Below are 21,495 nucleotides of genomic sequence, written 5' to 3' on the forward strand. Positions count from 1 at the left end.
GGGAACGATAATGACCCTCTATCAGATTAAACCTGTATTTCAGACTCTTTTACGCCCCCTCATGTTTTGGCTACACCGTCATCGAGTGACAGCCAATTACATCACGCTTGCTGCGGTCGCTCTCTCTGTTCTTACCAGCGTAACGCTCCTTTTGTTTCCCAATTGTGAGTTACTCATTCTTCTGCCTGTCGTGCTGTTTGTGCGAATGGCGCTCAATGCTCTGGATGGGATGTTAGCAAGAGAATGCAACCAACAGTCTCGTCTGGGAGCCATTCTCAATGAAACGGGGGATGTTATTTCTGACATAGTACTCTACCTGCCATTTATATTGCTTCCGCAGAGCAGCACGATTCTTGTCCTTGTCATGCTGTTTTGCTCAGTGATGACAGAATTTTGTGGCGTGTTAGCGCAAGTGGTCAATGGGATCCGAAGCTATGCAGGCCCCCTGGGAAAAAGCGATCGCGCGCTAATGTTTGGTGCGTGGGGCCTTTTATTATCTGTCTGGCCGCATCTTGCGCAATGGAACAATCTGGTATGGGGTGTTGCTATCATCTTACTGCTGTGGACGGTTTATAACCGATGTCAGGACGGACTCCACAATAATGAGGAAGCAAGATGATGTTACTCGAGAAATCGTTGGCGATCGTTTTTGCGCTGTTACTTGTGGCGAGTATGGTGAATGTGCTTCTGACGCGGATCTTCCCGCAGAAAAACTGGCGTGAATTGACGTTACGTATCAGGACATGGTGGCTTATCGTCGTTGTATTCTCTGTGGCGTTGCTAAGCCCAACTTGGTTAGCGCTGACTTTTTTTGCCTTAGTCAGTTTTATGGCATTTAAAGAATTTCTGACGTTGACACCGTCACGACAATCCGATCGAATGCCACTGTTGTGGATGTTTATTGCCATTCCCGTTAACTATTGGCTGATTGGCATTAACTGGTATGGCATGTTTGTCGTGTTTATTCCCGTCTTCGTTTTTTTATTTTTACCTGTAAGGATGGTTATTACGGGAGATACGCAGGGATTTTTGCGTATAGCCTCCCAACTCCACTGGGGTTTAATGACCACCGTTTTTGCTTTAAGTCATGTTGCATTTTTACTGGTCTTACCCGCGGATGGTAAACAAACCGGGGCTTTATTGGTTCTGTTTCTGGTCGGACTGACAGAGATCAACGACATTACGCAATATCTATGGGGTAAGTCACTTGGGCGGATTAGGGTCACGCCGAAGGTGAGTCCTAATAAAACGTTAGCGGGGCTGGTTGGGGGCGTTGTCACGACTGCGCTGGTTGCCATGCTGTTGGGACCTCTGCTTACGCCACTCAGTTGGTCAATGGGGTTATTGACGGGTGTGATTATTGGGATAACCGGTTTTTGCGGCGATGTGGTGATGTCTGCGGTGAAGCGGGACATTGGCGTAAAAGACACGGGTACGCTATTACCGGGTCATGGAGGGATCCTTGACCGACTGGATTCGCTCATTTTTACCGCCCCTGTTTTCTTCCATTTCATTCGTTACTTCTATTACTAACTGATGATTACTCGTTTACTTCGCGTTATGTTCACGCTGTGCATTGTCTGGCCAATAATCTGGACATGACCCCTTGGCGTGTTTATGAACGATCTTAAACGTCAGTTGCTGGCACTCTCACACAAAACACAAGGAAATTATCCCAATGACCGAGACAAGGATGCCTGAAGAGAGACACTTTTTAACCAGCGATAATACAACACTGTTTTATCGTTACTGGCCTGCAACATCGTCAGTCGCTACCCCGAAAGTCATTGTTCTGTTTCACCGTGGACATGAGCATTCTGGTCGGTTGCAACATATTGTCGATGAACTGGCGATGGCAGACACCGCATTTTATGCCTGGGATGCCCGCGGTCATGGGCGCTCGCCAGGTCAGCGCGGATATAGCCCATCCCTGGCACGCTCAGTACAAGATGTTGATGAGTTTGTCCGCTTTGCGGCAAGCGATAGTCAGGCGACTCTGGAGGATGTGGTGGTTGTGGCACAAAGTGTCGGCGCAGTGTTGGCTGCCACCTGGGTACATGATTATGCCCCAACTATTCGGGGTCTGGTGCTTGCATCGCCAGCCTTTAAGATAAAGCTGTATGTGCCCTTTGCGCGTACCGGGTTGGCGGCGCTGTATCGTTTGAGAGGTCTTTTTTTCGTCAATTCTTATGTGAAGAGTAAATTACTGACACATGATCCTGAACGGGTCGCGAGTTTTGATTCTGATCCCCTGATTACCAGACCTATCGCGGTTAACATACTGCTTGAGCTTAACAAAACGGCGAAGCGGATCGTCAGCGATGCCAGTGCAATCACTTTGCCGGTGCAAATGCTGGTCTCCGGGGAGGATTACGTTGTTCACCGCCAGCCGCAGATCGACTTTTATCAACGCCTGCGAAGTCCGTTGAAAGAGTTGCATGTGTTACCCGGTTTTTATCACGATACGCTGGGCGAGAAAGAGAGACATCTGGCGTTGGATAAAATGCGCGAGTTTATCCATACGCTTTTTGCGCGCGCTCTTATACGCTTTGACTACTGTAATGAAGATCGCTGGAGCCCTGGCGCCGATACCTGGAGAATGCTAAGCGGTGGGCCGGAACCGTATTCCCTGGACGACATCGCCTATCGCGGTTTGCGCTATGGCATGAAGATGCTGGGAACACATTCCACAGGACTTCGTCTGGGGTTTGAGACTGGTTTTGATTCCGGAAGTACGCTCGACTATGTCTATCGTAACCAACCTCAGGGCAACAACGTGCCTGGGCGTTTAATTGACAAATACTACCTCAATAGCATTGGGTGGAAAGGGATTCGGCAGAGAAAAACGCATTTGCAGATCCTGATTCGACAGGCCGTTTCCAGACTTATTGAGCAAGGAAAAGCCGTACGCGTAGTGGATATTGCCGCTGGGCATGGACGCTATGTTCTCGATGCACTCGAAAGCGAAACGGCAGTGGAAGAGATTGTATTGCGGGACTACAGCGAATTGAATGTCGCAAGAGGTCAGGAAATGATTGCCGCCCGTGAAATGTGCTCTCGTGCTCGTTTTGAACAGGGCGATGCCTTTAATCGTAATGAATTAGCCGCACTTAAGCCTCGTCCAACGCTTGCCATCGTTTCGGGTTTATATGAATTGTTTCCGGATAACACGTTGGTGCGCAATTCACTGGCTGGTCTCGCAGATGTCATCGAGCCAGGAGGGATATTGATCTACACCGGACAGCCCTGGCATCCGCAGCTAAAAACCATTGCCTGGTCACTTACCAGTCATAAGGATGGCAAGGCGTGGGTGATGCGTGTGAGGACACAAGGTGAAATGGATGCGTTGGTACGAAATGCCGGTTTCGAGAAATGTACTCAGCTCATTGATGAATGGGGCATTTTTACCGTATCTATGGCGGTGCGCCGGGCATGATGACAATTCAGCGTACTGTGTATATTCAGGGTATGGGCTGGCTTCTCTTATTGCCTGTGTTGGGTGCTATGGGGTCAATGGCACTTGCGAATCGTTACGGGTAATCGCAGGGTTATGGCTGTGCGTTATCTGTGCGGTTCGCGTTTGTAAGAAAGACACTGAACAGTTGGCGTTTTTATTTACGCACTCCTATTTGTCCCTCATTAACGAAGAAAATAATGCTCTTGCGGGTGAAGCACTTTCCGCTATCTGGCAGCCTGAGAAATTACTGGCATTAACCTTAACACAGAGAGAAAAGGGGGCCATGAAAATGTGCCGTACTTCGTTGTACTGGGTTATCGTTTTGTGGGTGGGGTGGTTGCTGCTACTTTTTTAATACCAGGCTGATGGCTTTGCTGTTTTGTTGCGCCAGGCGTAATAATTTGCAGGGTAAGTTCCTATACTCTCTTTTCTTACGCGCTATTGAGCAGAAGGGGCAGTTATGACAAGTCACGGCAATTCAGACACGTTTTCTCTTGGTTCCCGGCAGGTCAAACGCTTAGGTTATGGGGCAATGCAACTGGCTGGGCCGGGGGTTTTTGGACCACCCAAAGATCGTCATGTCGCATTAACGGTGCTTCGGGAAGCGATTGCCCTGGGCGTCAACCATATTGATACCAGCGATTTTTACGGTCCGCACGTTACCAACCAAATCATTCGTGAAGCGCTGCATCCGTATCCGGATGATCTGGTGATTGTTACCAAAATCGGTGCCCGGCGCGGAGAGGACGCTTCCTGGCTACCCGCTTTCTCACCTACAGAACTCAGGCAGGCGGTTCACGACAACCTGCGTAATCTTGGACTGGAGGCGCTGGATGTCGTTAACTTCCGCGTGATGATCGGTGACGGCCACGGTACGCAGGAAGGGCCGATTGAAGAGAGTTTCTCCGTTTTAGCGAAGATGCAACAGGAAGGGTTGATTAAGCACCTGGGGCTGAGCAATGTCACGGCAAAACAGGTGGCGCAAGCGCGTGATATTGCGGAGATTGTCTGTGTGCAGAATGAATACAACATTGCAAACCGTCAGGATGATGCGCTGATTGACGCGCTGGCAGCTGAGCGCATTGCGTTCGTTCCCTTTTTCCCGCTCGGTGGATTCACACCGCTGCAATCCTCCACGCTTTCAGAAGTGGCGATGAGCCTGAATGTAACGCCGATGCAGGTCGCGTTGGCCTGGTTGCTTCATCGTTCACCGAACATTCTGCTGATACCAGGAACCTCGTCGGTCGCGCATTTGCATGAAAACATGGCGGCAGGGAAACTTCATCTTTCAGATGACGTTCTGGCGACGCTGGATGGAATATCACTAAAAGGGCAGACGAATGGCTGAGAAAAGAGCGGCACAATGCCACTGCGGCGCCGTCAGATTTACCGTTGAGCTGAGTGACGGATTTAATACTGTCCGACGCTGCAATTGTTCATTTTGTCGGATGCGGGGAGCGGTTGTGGTCTCTGCTCCCCTGTCGGGAATTGAGATCCTCGCAGGAGAGGACAAGCTCACGGAGTACCGTTTCAACACCGGTACGGCAAGGCACTTCTTTTGTTCTGTGTGCGGGATTTACACCTTTCATCAACGACGGTCCAGTCCGGATCAATATGGCGTTAATGTCGCCTGTATTGAAAATGTGTCGCCGTTTGATTTTTCCTGTGTGGAGGTCACCGACGGGATGAACCATCCCAGCGATGGGGCAAGTCAGGGAGTGGTGGGGTATTTACGCTATCAGAGTAAATAAAAGGCCTCCCGCATGGACGGGAGGCCTTTTAATCAGGCTGCAACGACGCTGTCGATCGCAGCTTTCGCGTCAGACTGGGCCTTAGACGCCACTTCCGGACCGTAGGCGATCCCTTCTGCGAACACGAAGTTCACATCCGTGATACCAATGAAGCCGAGGAACACTTTCAGGTACGGGGCGATCAGATCGGTCGGCGTGTCTTTGTGAATACCACCGCGGCTGGAAAGGATCACTGCGCGTTTACCGGTCACCAGGCCTTCCGGACCTTTCTCGGTGTAACGGAAGGTGACGCCAGCACGAGCAATCAGATCGAAGTAGTTTTTCAGTTGTGTCGGGATATTGAAGTTGTACATCGGCGCGGCGATAACAATCACATCATGCGCTTTCAGTTCGGCAATCAGCTCATCAGAAAGCGCCAGCGCCTCTTGTTGACGGGGGGTCAGCGGCGTATCGCTCGGGCGCAGGGCACCTACCAGCTCGCCATCCAGCACCGGAACCGGGCTGGCAGCCAGATCGCGGACGGTTACCCGATCAGCCGGATGCTTTTCACGCCACTGTTCAACAAAATAATCAGACAACTGACCAGACTGAGAGTACCCTGCCAGAATACTGGATTTAAGAACTAAAACCTTGCTCATGGGTGATTCCTTACATGTGTTTGAATGGGCGATGCGCCGTTGCGTGTTGCCACTTTATTCACAATCCTGTCGCAGAGATAGCGCAATATATCGAAGTCTATGTTCGAATTTATTGAACAACACATAAAATGCGCTGATGTGGTACGCTATACCTATTATTTTGAAGAGATTTAACCAGGCAGAGCACTGCCTTTTAACGCTATGACAGAACAACAAAAATTAACCTTCCACAGCTTGCAACAGCAACTCGACTCGCTGATGTTGCGCGACAGGCAGCGATTTTCGCGTCGCCTGCAGGGGGTAAAGAAGGTTAAAAATCCTGATGCACAACAGGCCATTTACCAGGAGATGGCAAAAGAGATCGAACAGGCAGCCGGTAAAGTCGTGCTGCGTGAAGCGTCGCGCCCGGCGATTACCTACCCGGAAAATCTGCCCGTCAGTCAGAAAAAACAGGCGATTCTGGAGGCCGTCCGCGATCATCAGGTCGTCATTGTGGCCGGGGAGACCGGGTCCGGTAAAACGACGCAGTTGCCGAAAATTTGTATGGAACTTGGACGCGGTGTGAAAGGGCTGATTGGTCACACCCAGCCGCGTCGCCTGGCGGCGCGTACGGTGGCGAACCGTATCGCGGAAGAGCTGCAAACAGAACCTGGCGGCTGTATCGGGTACAAGGTTCGTTTCAGCGATCACGTCAGCGACAACACTATGGTCAAGCTGATGACGGACGGTATCCTGCTGGCTGAAATTCAGCAGGATCGTTTACTGATGCAGTACGACACGATCATCATCGATGAGGCGCATGAACGCAGCCTGAACATCGATTTCCTGCTTGGCTATCTGAAAGAGCTGCTGCCGCGCCGTCCGGACCTGAAAATAATCATTACTTCCGCGACTATCGACCCGGAGCGCTTTTCACGTCATTTTAATAACGCGCCAATTATTGAGGTCTCCGGCCGCACGTATCCTGTTGAAGTACGCTATCGTCCGATCGTGGAAGAGGCTGATGACACCGAGCGTGATCAGTTGCAGGCAATTTTCGACGCGGTCGATGAACTTGGACGGGAAAGCCCCGGCGATATTCTGATCTTCATGAGCGGAGAGCGTGAAATCCGCGATACAGCTGATGCGCTGAATAAGCTCAATTTGCGCCACACCGAAGTGTTGCCGCTGTATGCGCGACTGTCGAATAGCGAACAAAACCGCGTTTTCCAGTCGCACAGCGGTCGGCGTATCGTGCTGGCGACCAACGTGGCGGAAACCTCGCTGACGGTGCCTGGCATCAAATACGTTATCGATCCAGGGACTGCGCGTATCAGTCGTTACAGCTATCGCACTAAAGTGCAGCGTCTGCCGATTGAACCCGTCTCGCAAGCCTCTGCGAATCAGCGTAAAGGACGCTGTGGGCGTGTCTCCGAAGGGATCTGCATCCGGCTCTATTCGGAGGATGACTTTCTGTCGCGTCCGGAATTTACCGATCCGGAAATTCTGCGGACCAACCTGGCGTCCGTCATCCTGCAAATGACCGCACTGGGGCTCGGTGATATCGCCGCGTTCCCGTTTGTTGAAGCGCCGGATAAGCGCAATATTCAGGACGGTGTGCGCCTGCTGGAAGAACTGGGGGCGATTACCACGGATGAACAGGCTTCAGCGTACAAACTGACTCCCCTGGGTCGGCAACTGTGCCAGCTTCCGGTGGACCCGCGTCTGGCGCGGATGGTGCTGGAAGCCCAACAGCACGGCTGTGTGCGTGAGGCGATGATCATCACCTCAGCGCTGTCAATTCAGGACCCGCGTGAACGACCGATGGATAAGCAGCAGGCCTCTGATGAGAAACATCGCCGCTTCCATGACAAAGAGTCCGATTTCCTCGCGTTTGTGAATCTGTGGAATTATCTTGGCGAACAGCAAAAAGCGCTGTCATCCAATGCGTTTCGCCGTTTGTGCCGGACGGATTACCTGAATTATTTGCGCGTGCGTGAGTGGCAGGATATCTACACCCAGTTGCGTCAGGTGGTAAAAGAGCTGGGGATTCCGGTGAACAGCGAACCGGCTGAATACCGCGAGATCCATATCGCGCTGCTCACCGGGTTGCTGTCGCATATTGGGATGAAAGATGCCGATAAGCAGGAGTATACCGGCGCGCGTAACGCCCGTTTCTCTATCTTCCCTGGTTCCGGCTTATTCAAAAAGCCGCCGAAATGGACAATAGTGGCTGAACTGGTGGAAACCAGCCGTCTGTGGGGACGCATCGCCGCGCGAATCGATCCGGAATGGGTGGAACCCGTCGCCCAACACCTGATTAAACGCGCCTACAGTGAACCGCACTGGGAGCGTGCGCAGGGGGCGGTCATGGCAACGGAGAAAGTGACCGTATACGGTCTGCCCATTGTCGCCGCGCGTAAGGTGAACTACAGCCAGATTGACCCGGCCTTGTGCCGCGAGCTGTTTATCCGTCATGCGCTGGTGGAAGGCGACTGGCAAACGCGTCATGCTTTCTTCCGCGAAAATCTCAGATTGCGCGCGGAAGTGGAAGAACTGGAACACAAATCGCGTCGTCGGGACATTCTGGTGGATGACGATGCGCTGTTTGAGTTCTATGACCAGCGCATCAGCCACGACGTCATTTCTGCCCGTCATTTCGATAGCTGGTGGAAGAAAGTCAGCCGTGAAACGCCGGACCTGCTCAACTTTGAAAAGAACATGCTGATCAAAGAGGGGGCGGAAAAAATCAGCAAGCTGGATTACCCGAATTTCTGGCATCAGGGCAATCTTAAGCTGCGGTTAAGCTATCAGTTTGAACCGGGCGCTGATGCGGACGGGGTCACCGTGCATATTCCGCTCCCGCTGCTCAACCAGGTGGAAGAGAGCGGATTCGAGTGGCAAATTCCGGGATTGCGCCGCGAACTGGTGATTGCACTGATTAAATCATTGCCAAAACCGATACGCCGCAATTTTGTGCCTGCGCCGAACTACGCCGAAGCGTTTTTAGGCCGCGTAACGCCACTGGAGCTACCGCTGCTTGATGCTCTTGAGCGCGAGCTGCGGCGCATGACCGGCGTGACGGTTGACCGTGAAGACTGGCACTGGGATCAGGTGCCCGATCATCTGAAAATCACTTTCCGGGTGGTGGATGAGAAGAACAAAAAGCTACAGGAAGGTCGGTCGTTACAGGATCTTAAAGAAAGGCTGAAGGGGAAAGTGCAGGAAACGCTTTCTGCCGTGGCGGACGACGGCATCGAACAGAGCGGGCTGCACATCTGGAGTTTTGGCAAACTTCCGGAAAGCTATGAGCAAAAGCGCGGCAACTACAAAGTTAAAGCCTGGCCCGCGCTGGTGGATGAGCGCGACAGCGTGGCGATCAAGCTGTTTGATAATCCGCTGGAGCAACAGCAGGCTATGTGGGCGGGTCTGCGCCGTTTGCTGTTACTGAATATTCCGTCGCCTATTAAATATCTGCATGAAAAGCTGCCCAATAAAGCCAAACTGGGGCTCTATTTCAACCCGTACGGGAAAGTACTGGAACTTATCGACGACTGTATTTCCTGTGGCGTAGATAAGTTGATCGACGCCAACGGCGGTCCGGTCTGGACGGAAGAGGGCTTTGCCGTTCTGCATGAAAAAGTTCGCGCCGAACTGAACGAGACCGTTGTGGAGATTGCCAGACAGGTCGAACAGATCCTGACTGCGGTCTTTAATATCAACAAAAGGCTGAAAGGGCGTGTGGATATGACGATGGCGTTGGGCCTTTCGGATATCAAAGCGCAGATGAGCGGTCTGGTGTACCGCGGCTTTGTCACCGGCAACGGCTTTCGACGTCTGGGGGATACGCTGCGCTATCTGCAGGCGATTGAAAAACGTCTTGAGAAACTGGCCATCGATCCTCATCGCGACAGGGCGCAGATGCTCAAAGTCGAAAGCGTCCAGCAGGCGTGGCAACAGTGGTTGAACAAGCTGCCACCGGCGCGCCGTGAAGACGAAGAGGTCAAAGAGATCCGCTGGATGATTGAGGAACTGCGCGTGAGCTACTTTGCCCAGCAACTGGGAACGCCGTACCCGATCTCGGATAAGCGTATACTCCAGGCGATGGAGCAAATTTCACTTTGACCATGACGCCAGCGTTGAGGTTTTCAGCGCTGGCGTCATTCATACAGTATCGCTACTTATGCCATCTCGCCGGCCTGCGCGCACGTCAACATAAACCCACCCAATAACAAAAACCAGGTATATATCGGCCGCGAATCTCTCGTTTGTGCAAGGTGATAAGTCGGCTAATAACGATGAGTAATGCACATACCTCACAGAATGTTCGAATACCCATTTGGCGTGCCCTGTTTATTTTAAAGACAATTTAGAAAGAATTAATTCAGCAGCAATGTGTAATATTGTGAGGAACAGGAGATAATATATGAATTATTTATTTACATTTTTTCGTAAAAATACATATGTCGACAGCACACTTTTCAGAACCTGCTGGATATGATGAAAGCAATGCGGAGGAGGGTAGATATAATGCAAAAACCAATTGAAGACATTGATGCGGTGGTCAACCATTTTTTAAATAATCAGGACAGGCAATCAGAGGTTTTGACATTTAGCGGGGAAATGGATAGTTGTAATTTACTCGATAATGATTCAGTCATCATTATTCTTGAAGGACATTTAAACCTGGAGAGGACATCTGATGGAATAGTGATAGCATCACTCTCCGGTAAAAACGTAATAAAACTATTTCATGTCGAGATTTATAAGCATTTGCGATTAACGGGTGACAGTAGTTTTTCCTATCTGCAATACCGCAGAGAGGACTTTTATAATGGCATTGAACGTCACTGTTTGTGGAAAAATCTTTATCACATAATGGCGTATGCATCCATGCTTATTTATTCCAGAATGAATATGTTAATGAACTGTAGTGTCTACGATATGGTAAAGTATTACTTGTATAAAATTGAATCCAGCACCGAACTCAAATTAAAAGAAAATATTTGCACATATATTATCCTCAGAACCGGATATTCAAGGAGCGCCGTAATGACTGTTCTTAACGAATTAAAAAAAGGCGCCTACATAGAAATCAATCGTGGCAAATTAAAGAAGATTAATTTTTTGCCAGTAAAATTTTAACCCGATTAATTATCAGGTGAGTGATTAAAACAGCCTGTCTATGTATTTGATGATGTTCTTAATCGCTGGAGCATGTTTCGTTTTCGTCTGATAATAATAATGCATATTCATTTTCATGTGGTCCATCAGAATAGTGTTCTGGCGATTGATATTCATCATCTCGCAGGTGGTAAGGGGCAGTAACATGAAGCCGGCTCCGTTGCTGGTCATCACCATGAAGTCCAGCAGAGAGCCTTGCACAGCCTGCACCTTCGGGTGGAAGTTAACGTACTTTTCCAGCCAAAAGGCGATTCTTTGATGGCTGATTGTCAGCATGTTTTCCCTGACAAGCAGAGGGATTTTTTCCAGATTTTTTAGGTCATCTTTATTTTCTTTATTAGTGATCAGAAGCATTGCACTACTGTGATGGCATTGGGTGGCAATTTTATCTGGAACAGGAAAGTGAGTGGTGCTAATGATGATGGTACGGTTATTCAGTTCATCGTTTTCCAGCGTTTCTTGTCGGACGTTCATCCTGACTACGGTATAACTAAAATCGCTTTTACCTAAACTGCATTCAAGTATATCAGCCAGGTTGTCGGGGAATGATTTATCAATCACGATAGTGATCCTGTTGCCTTGCATTGGACCGAGAAGTTCTTTTTCGGTATTGACGATTTTGCGATACAGTGGCTCGGTCTGCTCATAAATCTCTTTAGCATAATCGGTTGGGCTGAATAAACCATGTTGACGCAGAAAAAGTTTCTTGCCAAAAAATGTTTCTAGCTCGTTAATTGTTTTTCCTAAAGGTGAGCGAGTAATAAATAACTCTTCACAGGCTTTATTTAAACACTGCTTTTCCATGACGGTCATAAAGTATTTGAGTTTCTTGGTTAATAGAAAATTCATGTTCAACCCCATTTTAGTAGTGTGATGGCGATCTCAACACCTTTAAATGTTAAATAACGGACAACTTCTGATTTTTTTCTTTATGAAGTTGCTCCTTCATTACTTAAAGCTATCACTCAATTTTACTCCTGAAAATGCCTGTTTTGCTCATTTCTGCGCTTTTTTTGCAGAATGTTGTAATAGTCATTTGCGCAACCTCTTGTAGTATGGGTGTTAATGTTTTGTCACATATTGTGTGCATTATTGGATGTTGTGGCACAAATGATTTTTGTGTCAAAGGGATTATGATAAAAGTAATAATAAAATTTTACTGTCATGGATTGTTACGACAAATGGCCCATCTGTCATCATCATTAAAAATGATGGAAATGGAAAGAAATTAATGAGTGGGTGGATGATGTAATTATATTTTCATCTAATGGGTGAACGCTGGAGAATTTATTTTCAGGAAGTGGTTGGTCTGATTGTAAATAATATTCCAGATACTGATTCCCTTATTGCTGACATTTGCCGTTGTTGTTGATCCGTCACTCGCTCAATCTCAGTATTCACCACTCAGTGACGAGTTGAATAAAAGTGCACGCTGCTCGTTGCAAACCCTCTTTAGCAATCTATTGATCAGGCAAGACCAGTCAGGCCTATTAACCGTCATTGAGTTCAATAAAATCAGCGGCCCGAAGAACGGGCCGCAGGCCTGTTACACCCTGTCAGGCTGGGCATTGATCGCCGGGCTACGTTTTACCCGGCTGGCAAAGAAAATCGCCACCAGTGAAATCGCCACGGTGGTGACCAGATACCATGCGACTGGCACCCAGTCGCCGTCATATTTTGCCAGCAAGCCGGTCGCGATAAGCGGAGCCGTACCGCCCGCCAGCGCTGCGCCAATCTGATAACCAAGAGTAATGCCGGTGTAGCGCACATTTGCGCTGAAAATTTCTGAGCACAATGTGCCGAGCACGGCTGTGACCGGCGACCAGAGAATACCGAACATCACTATCGTTGCCAGCATAATTCCCCAGGTGGTGCCGGTATTGAGCAGCAGGAACCATGGCACGATAAACAGGCCCAGCAGGAAGACACTTATGGCATACATGCGCTTACGGCCAATTTTGTCCGACAACAATCCCATCAGCGGGATCATTACCGTGGCAATAAGGGCACCCACGGTAACCGCTTCCAGCGCCTGGGATTTCTGATACGCGAGCGTGGTGGTGGCGTAGCTGACCACAAAGGTCGAGAAAATGTAGAACGGCGCGGTTTCGACCACCTTCAGTCCGGCGGCGATTAAGACTTCACGCCAGTGGTGGGTTAGCGTGTCACGTAGCGGCGCTTTCGCCACCTGGCCGGAGGCTTTAACTTTTTTGAAATCTGGCGTTTCATCAATATCCCGGCGTATCCACAGTCCTAACAGCACCAGCACGGAGCTGAGCAGGAAGGGAATACGCCAGCCCCAGGAGAGAAAATCATCTTCACTGAACAGGGTCATCAACGACACGATAAACGTCGCCATGAGCATACCGATGGTGACACCCGCCTGTGGAATGCTGCCGAAAAAACCTTTGCGCTTTTCCGGGGCGTATTCATACGCCAACAGCAACGCGCCGCCCCATTCGCCGCCAATCCCCATCCCCTGAATAATACGCATCAGGATCAGCAGGACAGGCGCCCAGATGCCAATCATGTCGTAGGTCGGCAACAGACCAATCATTACCGTGGCGCCGCCCATCAGCGAAAGCGTTAACACCAGCGTTTTCTTGCGCCCAATGCGATCGCCTATGTGCGCGAAAATCACGCCGCCAATCGGTCGAATGAAAAAGGTTAGCGAGAAAGAGAGGTAGGAGAGGATAAGTCCTATGACCGGATCGACCATTGGGAAGAAAATTTTATTAAATACCAGCGCCGCAGCGGTGCCATACAGGAAGTAGTCAAACCACTCAATCGCGCTACCGGTAAGACTGGCGATGAGTACCTTCTTATTTTTTTTCAGAATTGCCGTGCTACTTTCATGGGTTGTCATTGACGGAAAACCTCGACCAGAGAATAAAAGGGTGGCACCCCATAGTGCGACAGGTGCAACTTGTTACGTGGAGAAGTTGTTAAATTGTTAATTAAACTAGGTGTGTTTGTAACATTTAACAAGCAATGCCGTACGGTAACAGGTTAAAAAGAGGGCAATTTGCCAGGGGAATTTTCTGTTATGACAGAAGATTTGACGTCGATGATTTAAGAAATGATAAATAAACAGCATAATCCACAGGTGCAACCGGCCGATTTTTAGACGATTTGTGTTATTTCACCGGGATGACAAAAAAGCGCCGATATTTCAAGCATAAACCTTTCAGAGAGATCTGCTGTTTATCCGATTCCGGTGCGGTACTCTGCAGGGAACAGAAGAGGAGCCTGATGATGCAACCTTTCCCGACACTTTCCGCCACGACCGTTGAGGCGATCAATACCCTGGGGCAATGGCTGGCACAGGATGACTTTTGCGGCGAGGCCGACCGTCCGGCAGATTGTGTGGTGCTGGCGGGCAATGCCGTTATTCCGACCATTGAGGCAGCTTGCCGCATCGCCTCGCAACAGCGTATCCCGTTACTTATCACCGGCGGAATTGGGCACTCTACAACGTTCCTGTATGCCGCTGTAGCTCAACACCCGCGCTATAACACCATTCAAACTACTGGCCGTCCGGAAGCCGCTATTCTGGGCGATATCGCCCGTCAGTTCTGGCAGATCCCGGCGAAGAACATCTGGCTGGAAGATCGGTCAACCAACTGCGGGGAGAATGCCCGTTTCAGCGCAGATATCATTGCGCAGGCCGCCGGACCGATTAATACCGCCATCGTTGTGCAGGATCCCACCATGCAGCGGCGCACCGTAGCAAGCTTTCGCCGCGTCACCCGCGATAATCTGGACGCGCCGCGCTGGTTAAGCCATCCTGGATTCACCCCCGTTTTGTGCCAGCATGACGATGGCGTGAGGCTGGCAAACGCCAGTGAAGGTGTCTGGACTGTTGATCGCTATCTGGCGCTGGTTGTCGGTGAAATCCCACGTTTGCGAAATGATGAAACGGGTTACGGACCGCGTGGTCGCGACTTCATCGTGCAGGTGGATTTTCCGCCAGAAGTTGAGGCGGCCTGGCGGATCCTGCGCCAGGATAACGCGTTGAACGATGCCATGAACCATCGCTCACTGTGCTAAATGGGGCGGAGGTTATCCTCCGCCTGCTGACTAGAGTTTGACGAATTTATCCAGAGTGCGAATAAGCTGCGTCACAAAGCCGTATTCGTTGTCGTACCAGGCGACGGTTTTCACCAGTTGCAGATCGCCCACTTCGGTTATTTCGGTCTGTGTGGCGTCAAATACGGAGCCGAAGTGCGATCCGATGACGTCGGACGAAACAATCTCCTCATCGGTGTAGCCGAAAGATTCATTGTTTTGCGTTGCTTTCTTCAGTGCGTTGTTAACTTCTTCAGCCGTCACTTTCTTATCCAGAATGGACACCAGTTCGGTGACCGACCCGGTTTTAACCGGTACGCGCTGGGCGTGGCCTCTTAATTTGCCGCTCAGCTCTGGAATGACCAGCCCAATCGCTTTTGCCGCGCCAGTGGTATGCGGAATGATATTTTCCGCAGCCGCTCGGGAGGCGCGTAAATCTTTGCCACGTGGCCCATCGACCAGCGACTGTGTTCCGGTGTAAGCGTGAATGGTGGTCATGGTCCCCACTTTGATGCCAAAGCTGTCATGCAGGGCTTTGGCCATTGGCGCCAGGCAGTTGGTGGTGCAGGAGGCAACCGAAACAATGACATCGCTGGCGTTAAGCGTGTCATCATTGACGTTGTAGACGATGGTTTTCATCTCGCCAGCCGGCGCGGAGATAAGCACCTTTTTCGCACCAGCATCAATATGGGCCTGCGATTTTTCCGTTGAGGTATAGAAGCCGGTGCATTCGATAATGACTTCGGCACCCCTGGCTTTCCACGGGATGTTTTTGGCGTCTTTCTCTGCATACACCGCAATCTCTTTACCATTAACGATCAGCGCATCTTCGGTGAAGTCGACGCTCCACGGGAACGGCCCGTAGTTCGAATCATGTTTAAGCAGATAGGCGAGGATTTTAGGGGAGGTGAGGTCATTAATCGCGACCACATCAACATCGCTTTTGACTTCCAGTAAACGACGCAACACCAGACGACCAATACGACCAAAACCATTAATGCCAATTTTACTCATGATTTACTCCTGTGAGGATGTAGCGGAGGTGCATTTTCCCTTACAGGCATAGTCCAGTATGGCGTGGTGGGCAATCGCAGTTCTTGCCGTTAAGGGTAACTTACTGATTAGCAGCGAAGAAAAATTAATGAATTTTTAACAAAACCTCGTTATGTTGTCGCTTTGTCGTTTTTACTCAGGAAGTGTTATGGGCAATAAGTATTCAAGCCTGCAAATTGGGATTCATTGGCTGGTCTTTTTACTGGTGATAGTGGCGTACTGTGCGATGGAGTTTCGCGGTTTCTTTCCACGAAGTGACCGACCTGTCATTAATATGGTGCACGTGTCATGCGGAATCGCCATTCTGCTTCTGATGGTGGCGCGTTTGCTGATCAGACTGAAATACCCGGCACCGCCAATTGTGCCGAAACCCAGGCCGATGATGACCGGGCTGGCGCATCTGGGGCATCTGGTCATTTATCTGCTCTTTATCGTGCTGCCGATCGTTGGCCTGGTGATGATGTACAATCGCGGTAATCCCTGGCTGGCGTTTGGTATCGTAATGCCCCATGCGGCGGAAGGAAACTTTGACCTGGTTGACACGTTAAAATCCTGGCATATCACGCTGGCTAATATCGGCTACGTGGTGATTGCCCTTCATGCCGCTGCCGCACTGATGCATCACTACTTCTGGAAAGATAATACCTTGTTACGCATGATGCCGCGCAAACGGCAGAAATAACCCCTGCGTCGCCAGTATCCGCGGGTGTGACGGCCCGCGATTTTTCAACGCTGGACGGTGCCTGGTTCTGAATCATCTCATCCGTTGTTCTGAACAGGATACCTGTACTCCGGGTGCAAGGATTTTCTTAACTTCATAATCCATATTTAAACCCTGAATAGATTGTTATGCGTTACCTATTAAATTAGCCTCAGCGCACCCGTCAAAAACAGAGGCTCGCGTTATGAAATCATCAGGCAAAACTAACGTCACGGCGAATGAAGCGAACAAAAACGCGGTCGTTCTTCGCTGTGATGAAGATTTTGAACATTGGTATCTTAAACAATTTGATTATACGATGTTTACCGATATGGAAATCCAACAAGCTATGGAAGAGGTGAGGCCGGAAAAATATCCCTGTATCCCGTTAATCCAGGATGGGGGAAATGAGGTGACCTATCTCGGTGAAGACCTGGTAACATTTTTGTTCCGAAAGCTATGCACCGTCACACTGTCACCACAATAACGGCTTCTCTGCTAATCTACTTATAAACACTTCTGTGGGTAACAAAATGATCAGCAATGTCGATAATTCGGAACTGTCCTGGCCTGTGAGCTCGCGTATAGATGACACTTATCTTAAGATTTTGTTTGAAACGCTGGAACCTTACTTAACCTATGCAAGTTATCCTGCCGGAAAACGCATTAGCTTCAGTGCCGCCCGACAGACGGACTGTTTCTTTATCCGTACAGGCGCGATCACACTCTATCGCCAGCCGGATGATATTCTTCTTGATGTCATTGAAGCGCCGACCATCCGTGGGATTATTCCCGTTCACAAAAACTCTGAATCGATGTTTGTCATGCGGGCCATTGATGCTGTCGAGATTGCTACTCTTGCAAAAGAACAGTTTTACGACTTACTCACAAAACACAGTTTATGGGAAGCCTATGCCCGGCATCTGCAGCTTATCGCCAGCATAGCGACAGAGATATTGTTTAAAATCGCGTCGCCGACCGTTTTTCAGGTTGTTCGTTACCAGCTTTATGAGCTGATAAGTAAACCGGAGGAAATCAGGCTGGCGATCACGGCTGAGAGTTACATTCGCGGTAAAACACGACTTTCGCGTTCGGCCATAATGAACACGCTTTCTGCATTAAAGACGGGTGGATACATCAGTATTGAGAATGGACATCTGATGAGTATTAAGTACATTCCGGCACAGTTCTAAGCCTCTTCAGTCCGCAACAAGCCACGGCGCATAACGCTTAATCATTTGCTGATTACGTGATGCGTCACTCGACCCTATCCGCGTGTTATCACCCACTAATCTGTTTAAATACAGTCTTTACATTTCATTAACTCAGTGACTCTGATACCATACCCCCCTATAGTATTGAAGGGGACGGTATGCCGCATTCACCAGAAGATAAAAAACGTATTCTGACTCGCGTCCGGCGAATCCGGGGGCAGGTCGAGGCCCTGGAGCGGGCGCTGGAATCGGGAGAACCCTGTCTGGCTATTTTGCAACAAATTGCCGCCGTACGGGGCGCATCCAAAGGCTTAATGGGCGAAATGGTAGAAATTCATCTGCAAGATGAATTAGTCAGCGGTGACACCACCGCCGATCAGCGCGCCCTACGGATGGCTGAAATCGGCCATCTTCTTCGCGCCTATCTAAAATAAATCCATCACCTCGCAAAAGGGAAGAGATATGAAATCACGTGCAGCAGTCGCTTTTGGCCCCGGTCAGCCGCTCAAAATCGTTGAGATTGACGTCGCGCCGCCTGCAAAGGGCGAAGTTCTGGTCAAAATTACCCATACCGGCGTGTGTCATACCGATGCGTTTACGCTGTCGGGAGATGACCCGGAAGGCGTTTTTCCGGCGGTACTGGGACATGAAGGTGGCGGTATTGTGGTGGAAGTCGGTGAAGGCGTTACCAGTCTGAAACCTGGCGACCACGTTATTCCACTCTATACCGCAGAATGTGGTGAGTGTAAATTTTGTAAATCAGGAAAAACCAACCTTTGCCAGGCGGTACGCGCCACGCAAGGGAAAGGTCTGATGCCGGATGGCACCACCCGTTTTTCATACAACGGCGAACCGATTTACCACTACATGGGCACCAGTACGTTCAGCGAATACACGGTTTGTGCGGAAATCTCTCTGGCAAAAGTGAACCCGCAGGCGCCGCTGGATAAAGTGTGTCTGTTAGGCTGCGGTGTTACTACGGGGATTGGGGCGGTACACAATACCGCAAAAGTGAAAGAAGGAGATACCGTCGCGGTCTTTGGTCTTGGTGGTATTGGTCTGGCAGTAATTCAGGGCGCGGTACAGGCGAAAGCTGGCCGAATTATCGCCGTCGACACCAACCCGGAGAAATTCACGCTTGCGGGTGAAATGGGGGCGACCGATTTCATCAACCCGAACGACTACGATAAACCGATTCAGGACGTGATTGTGGAACTCACCGACGGCGGCGTGGATTTCAGCTTCGAGTGTATCGGCAATGTAAACGTCATGCGCGCGGCGCTGGAGTGTTGTCATAAAGGATGGGGTGAAAGCATCATCATTGGCGTAGCTGGCGCGGGACAGGAGATTAAAACGCGTCCGTTCCAGTTGGTAACGGGACGGGTGTGGCGCGGTTCTGCCTTTGGCGGGGTCAAAGGCCGTAGCCAGTTGCCGGGCATGGTGGAAGAGGCGATGGCCGGGAAAATCCAGTTGGATCCCTTTATTACACACCGTTTACCGCTGGAGCAGATCAACGAGGCATTTGATCTGATGCACGAAGGAAAATCCATCCGCACCGTTATCCACTTCGGCGATAACTGATTCATCCGCCAGCGGAAATCTCCGTTGGCGCTTTCCGTTTTTAACATAAATGTTGTCAAAGTGTGACGAATCCGGCGCTTTTTGCGGTAAGTAAACGCCTCTGAATGCCGATGACTATCTTACGGGCGTGTATCACGCATAAATCCTACAAGAGAGTCGACGGTCATGGACAACACATCATCGATGCAAGCACCGCATAAGCTGGGCTTCCTGCATCAAATACGGCTGGTTCCGCTGTTTTCCTCTATTCTCGGTGGCATCCTGTTACTGTTCGCACTGAGCTCAGGGCTGGCGGGGTATTTCCTGATGCAGGCCGACAGCGATCAGCGCGATGTCACGGATGAGATCCAGGTGCGGATGGGATTATCTGACAGTTCAAACCATCTTCGCACGGCGCGAATCAATATGATTCATGCCGGTGCCGCGAGCCGAATCGCTGAAATGGATGACATGAAAGCGAACATTGCCGAGGCGGAAAAACGCATCAAACAATCTGAAGAGGGGTTTAACACGTACATGTCGCGTGCGGTGAAAACCCCGGCAGATGAAGCGCTGGATGGTGAACTGAACAGCAGCTTCAAAGCTTATGTTGCCGGTATGCAACCGATGCTTAAGTTCGCCAGAAACGGCATGTTCGAAGCCATCATCAATCACGAAAGCGAGCAGGCAAGAAAGCTTGATGACAATTACAACAACGTCCTGCTGAAAGCGATTGAACTGCGTACCGCGCGCGCGAACCAGTTAAGTGAGCAGGCGCAACAGCGTATGCAACTCGGTGTGATGTTTATGATTGGCGCCTTTGCACTGGCCCTGGTGCTGACGCTGATGACGTTCGTTGTGCTACGTCGTACCGTAATTCGTCCCTTGCAGCGCGCGGCCCAACGTATTGAGCAAATTGCCGCGGGCGATCTCACTGTGCAGGATGAACCGACAGGGCGCAGCGAAATTGGGCGTTTGAGCCGTCATCTGCAACAGATGCAGCGCTCGCTGGTGCAAACCGTTGGTACGGTGCGTCAGGGAGCGGAAGAGATTTATCGCGGCACCAGTGAAATCTCGGCGGGCAATACCGATTTATCTTCGCGTACGGAGGAGCAGGCGGCAGCCATCGAGCAGACGGCGGCCAGCATGGAAGAACTGACCGCTACAGTGAAGCAGAATGCTGATAATGCGCACCATGCCAGCAAACTGGCGGAAGACGCCTCCGGTAAAGCCAGCCGGGGCGGGGAAATGGTGTCCGGCGTGGTCCATACGATGGGGAATATTTCAACCAGTTCGAAAAAGATCTCTGAGATTACCGCCGTCATCAACAGTATCGCTTTTCAGACCAATATTCTGGCGCTGAACGCCGCGGTTGAAGCCGCGCGTGCCGGTGAACAGGGGCGCGGGTTCGCCGTCGTCGCCAGTGAGGTTCGTACGCTTGCCAGCCGAAGTGCCCAGGCGGCGAAAGAGATTGAAGGGCTTATCAGTGAATCTGTCCGGCTGATCGAAAAAGGTTCCGGTGAAGTGGTTGCAGCGGGTAATACCATGACCGACATCGTGGAAGCGGTGAAACGCGTCACTGACATTATGCTGGAAATCGCCGCGGCCTCGGACGAACAAAGCCGCGGTATTGTCCAGGTCAGTCAGGCCATCTCCGAGATGGATAAGGTGACCCAACAGAACGCCTCGCTGGTAGAAGAAGCTTCTGCGGCGGCGGCATCGCTGGAGGAACAGGCTGCTCGACTGACCGAAGCCGTAGGGACATTCCGTTTGCCGGGCAGTCGTACAGTCAAACGGGCCGCGACCGTGAACACGCCGCTTCAACCTGTCACATCCCCCGTCACCGATCGCGAAGAAAACTGGGAAACATTTTAAGGATAATCCCGGAAGG

17 protein-coding genes and 1 pseudogene are annotated in these 21,495 nt (G+C 50.4%); 14 read left to right on the top strand and 4 right to left on the bottom strand.

The window, feature by feature from the left end:
• The first annotated feature begins 10 nt into the window (after nucleotides 1–10).
• The 5 genes and pseudogenes from WB371_RS11915 to WB371_RS11935 all read left to right on the top strand — a co-directional run bounded on the left by WB371_RS11915 (nucleotide 11) and on the right by WB371_RS11935 (nucleotide 5,293).
• Nucleotides 11–619, top strand: a complete 609-nt coding sequence (locus tag WB371_RS11915) for a CDP-alcohol phosphatidyltransferase family protein (RefSeq protein WP_336220277.1) — start codon at nucleotides 11–13, stop codon at nucleotides 617–619.
• Nucleotides 616–1,533: a phosphatidate cytidylyltransferase gene (locus WB371_RS11920; protein WP_336220278.1), complete on the top strand. Its 918-nt coding sequence runs from the start codon at nucleotides 616–618 to the stop codon at nucleotides 1,531–1,533. Before WB371_RS11915 ends, WB371_RS11920 begins: the two co-directional genes overlap by 4 nt.
• A 145-nt stretch (nucleotides 1,534–1,678) precedes the next feature.
• Nucleotides 1,679–3,436 carry a bifunctional alpha/beta hydrolase/class I SAM-dependent methyltransferase gene (locus WB371_RS11925; protein WP_336220279.1) on the top strand — a complete coding sequence of 586 codons (1,758 nt, stop codon included), beginning with the start codon at nucleotides 1,679–1,681 and terminating at the stop codon, nucleotides 3,434–3,436.
• Nucleotides 3,437–3,917: 481 nt separating this feature from the next.
• Nucleotides 3,918–4,805 carry an aldo/keto reductase family oxidoreductase gene (locus WB371_RS11930; protein WP_336220280.1) on the top strand — a complete coding sequence of 296 codons (888 nt, stop codon included), beginning with the start codon at nucleotides 3,918–3,920 and terminating at the stop codon, nucleotides 4,803–4,805.
• A pseudogene (locus WB371_RS11935) lies at nucleotides 4,798–5,293 on the top strand (GFA family protein). The gene WB371_RS11930 and the pseudogene WB371_RS11935 overlap by 8 nt, the downstream one beginning before the upstream one ends.
• Here the strand turns inward: WB371_RS11935 and azoR are convergent.
• Nucleotides 5,241–5,846 (bottom strand): FMN-dependent NADH-azoreductase, encoded by a 606-nt coding sequence (gene azoR, locus WB371_RS11940; RefSeq protein WP_336220281.1) that lies wholly within the window; start codon nucleotides 5,844–5,846, stop codon nucleotides 5,241–5,243. The pseudogene WB371_RS11935 and the gene azoR sit on opposite strands and share 53 nt — an antisense overlap.
• A gap of 201 nt (nucleotides 5,847–6,047) precedes the next feature.
• On the opposite strand from azoR, the gene hrpA reads away from it, so the two are divergent.
• Together hrpA and WB371_RS11950 are read left to right on the top strand one after the other, a co-directional pair.
• A complete protein-coding gene (gene hrpA / locus WB371_RS11945; RefSeq protein ID WP_336220282.1) occupies nucleotides 6,048–9,950 on the top strand; it encodes an ATP-dependent RNA helicase HrpA in 3,903 nt (1,300 codons plus the stop codon).
• A 405-nt stretch (nucleotides 9,951–10,355) separates the two neighbouring features.
• Complete coding sequence (locus tag WB371_RS11950) at nucleotides 10,356–10,970, top strand: helix-turn-helix domain-containing protein (RefSeq protein ID WP_336220283.1); 615 nt, start codon at nucleotides 10,356–10,358, stop codon at nucleotides 10,968–10,970.
• Between the two features lie 24 nt (nucleotides 10,971–10,994).
• On the opposite strand, the gene WB371_RS11955 is transcribed toward WB371_RS11950, so the two are convergent.
• Both WB371_RS11955 and WB371_RS11960 read right to left on the bottom strand, forming a co-directional pair.
• The gene (locus WB371_RS11955; protein WP_336220284.1) at nucleotides 10,995–11,858 is read right to left on the bottom strand and encodes a LysR family transcriptional regulator; all 864 of its coding nucleotides are present in this window, start codon (nucleotides 11,856–11,858) and stop codon (nucleotides 10,995–10,997) included.
• Nucleotides 11,859–12,555: 697 nt separating this feature from the next.
• The gene (locus tag WB371_RS11960) at nucleotides 12,556–13,875 is read right to left on the bottom strand and encodes an MFS transporter (protein ID WP_336220285.1); all 1,320 of its coding nucleotides are present in this window, start codon (nucleotides 13,873–13,875) and stop codon (nucleotides 12,556–12,558) included.
• Nucleotides 13,876–14,264: 389 nt separating this feature from the next.
• Here WB371_RS11960 and WB371_RS11965 point away from each other — a divergent pair, with 389 nt between their 5' ends.
• Nucleotides 14,265–15,059 (top strand): YdcF family protein, encoded by a 795-nt coding sequence (locus WB371_RS11965; RefSeq protein ID WP_420704051.1) that lies wholly within the window; start codon nucleotides 14,265–14,267, stop codon nucleotides 15,057–15,059.
• Between the two features lie 30 nt (nucleotides 15,060–15,089).
• Here WB371_RS11965 and gap read toward each other — a convergent pair whose 3' ends face one another.
• Nucleotides 15,090–16,091 carry a type I glyceraldehyde-3-phosphate dehydrogenase gene (gap, locus tag WB371_RS11970; RefSeq protein ID WP_336220286.1) on the bottom strand — a complete coding sequence of 334 codons (1,002 nt, stop codon included), beginning with the start codon at nucleotides 16,089–16,091 and terminating at the stop codon, nucleotides 15,090–15,092.
• A 187-nt stretch (nucleotides 16,092–16,278) separates the two neighbouring features.
• On the opposite strand from gap, the gene cybB reads away from it, so the two are divergent.
• The 6 genes from cybB to WB371_RS12000 all read left to right on the top strand — a co-directional run bounded on the left by cybB (nucleotide 16,279) and on the right by WB371_RS12000 (nucleotide 21,479).
• Nucleotides 16,279–16,812 carry a cytochrome b561 gene (gene cybB / locus WB371_RS11975; protein WP_336220287.1) on the top strand — a complete coding sequence of 178 codons (534 nt, stop codon included), beginning with the start codon at nucleotides 16,279–16,281 and terminating at the stop codon, nucleotides 16,810–16,812.
• Between the two features lie 223 nt (nucleotides 16,813–17,035).
• Nucleotides 17,036–17,317, top strand: coding sequence for a hypothetical protein (locus tag WB371_RS11980; RefSeq protein WP_336220288.1), 282 nt, complete (start codon nucleotides 17,036–17,038; stop codon nucleotides 17,315–17,317).
• A 46-nt stretch (nucleotides 17,318–17,363) separates the two neighbouring features.
• Entirely contained in the window at nucleotides 17,364–18,023 is a 660-nt protein-coding gene (locus tag WB371_RS11985) for a helix-turn-helix domain-containing protein (RefSeq protein WP_336220289.1), read from the top strand.
• 179 nt (nucleotides 18,024–18,202) lie between these two features.
• Nucleotides 18,203–18,478 carry a metal/formaldehyde-sensitive transcriptional repressor gene (locus tag WB371_RS11990; RefSeq protein WP_336220290.1) on the top strand — a complete coding sequence of 92 codons (276 nt, stop codon included), beginning with the start codon at nucleotides 18,203–18,205 and terminating at the stop codon, nucleotides 18,476–18,478.
• A 28-nt stretch (nucleotides 18,479–18,506) separates the two neighbouring features.
• Nucleotides 18,507–19,625, top strand: a complete 1,119-nt coding sequence (locus tag WB371_RS11995) for an S-(hydroxymethyl)glutathione dehydrogenase/class III alcohol dehydrogenase (RefSeq protein ID WP_336220291.1) — start codon at nucleotides 18,507–18,509, stop codon at nucleotides 19,623–19,625.
• 165 nt (nucleotides 19,626–19,790) lie between these two features.
• On the top strand, nucleotides 19,791–21,479 hold the full coding sequence (locus tag WB371_RS12000) for a methyl-accepting chemotaxis protein (RefSeq protein ID WP_336220292.1): 1,689 nt from the start codon (nucleotides 19,791–19,793) through the stop codon (nucleotides 21,477–21,479).
• The last annotated feature ends 16 nt before the right edge of the window (nucleotides 21,480–21,495 follow it).

Origin of the sequence: Citrobacter amalonaticus, from assembly GCF_037053465.1 — a bacterium.
GTDB lineage: Bacteria > Pseudomonadota > Gammaproteobacteria > Enterobacterales > Enterobacteriaceae > Citrobacter_A > Citrobacter_A amalonaticus_H.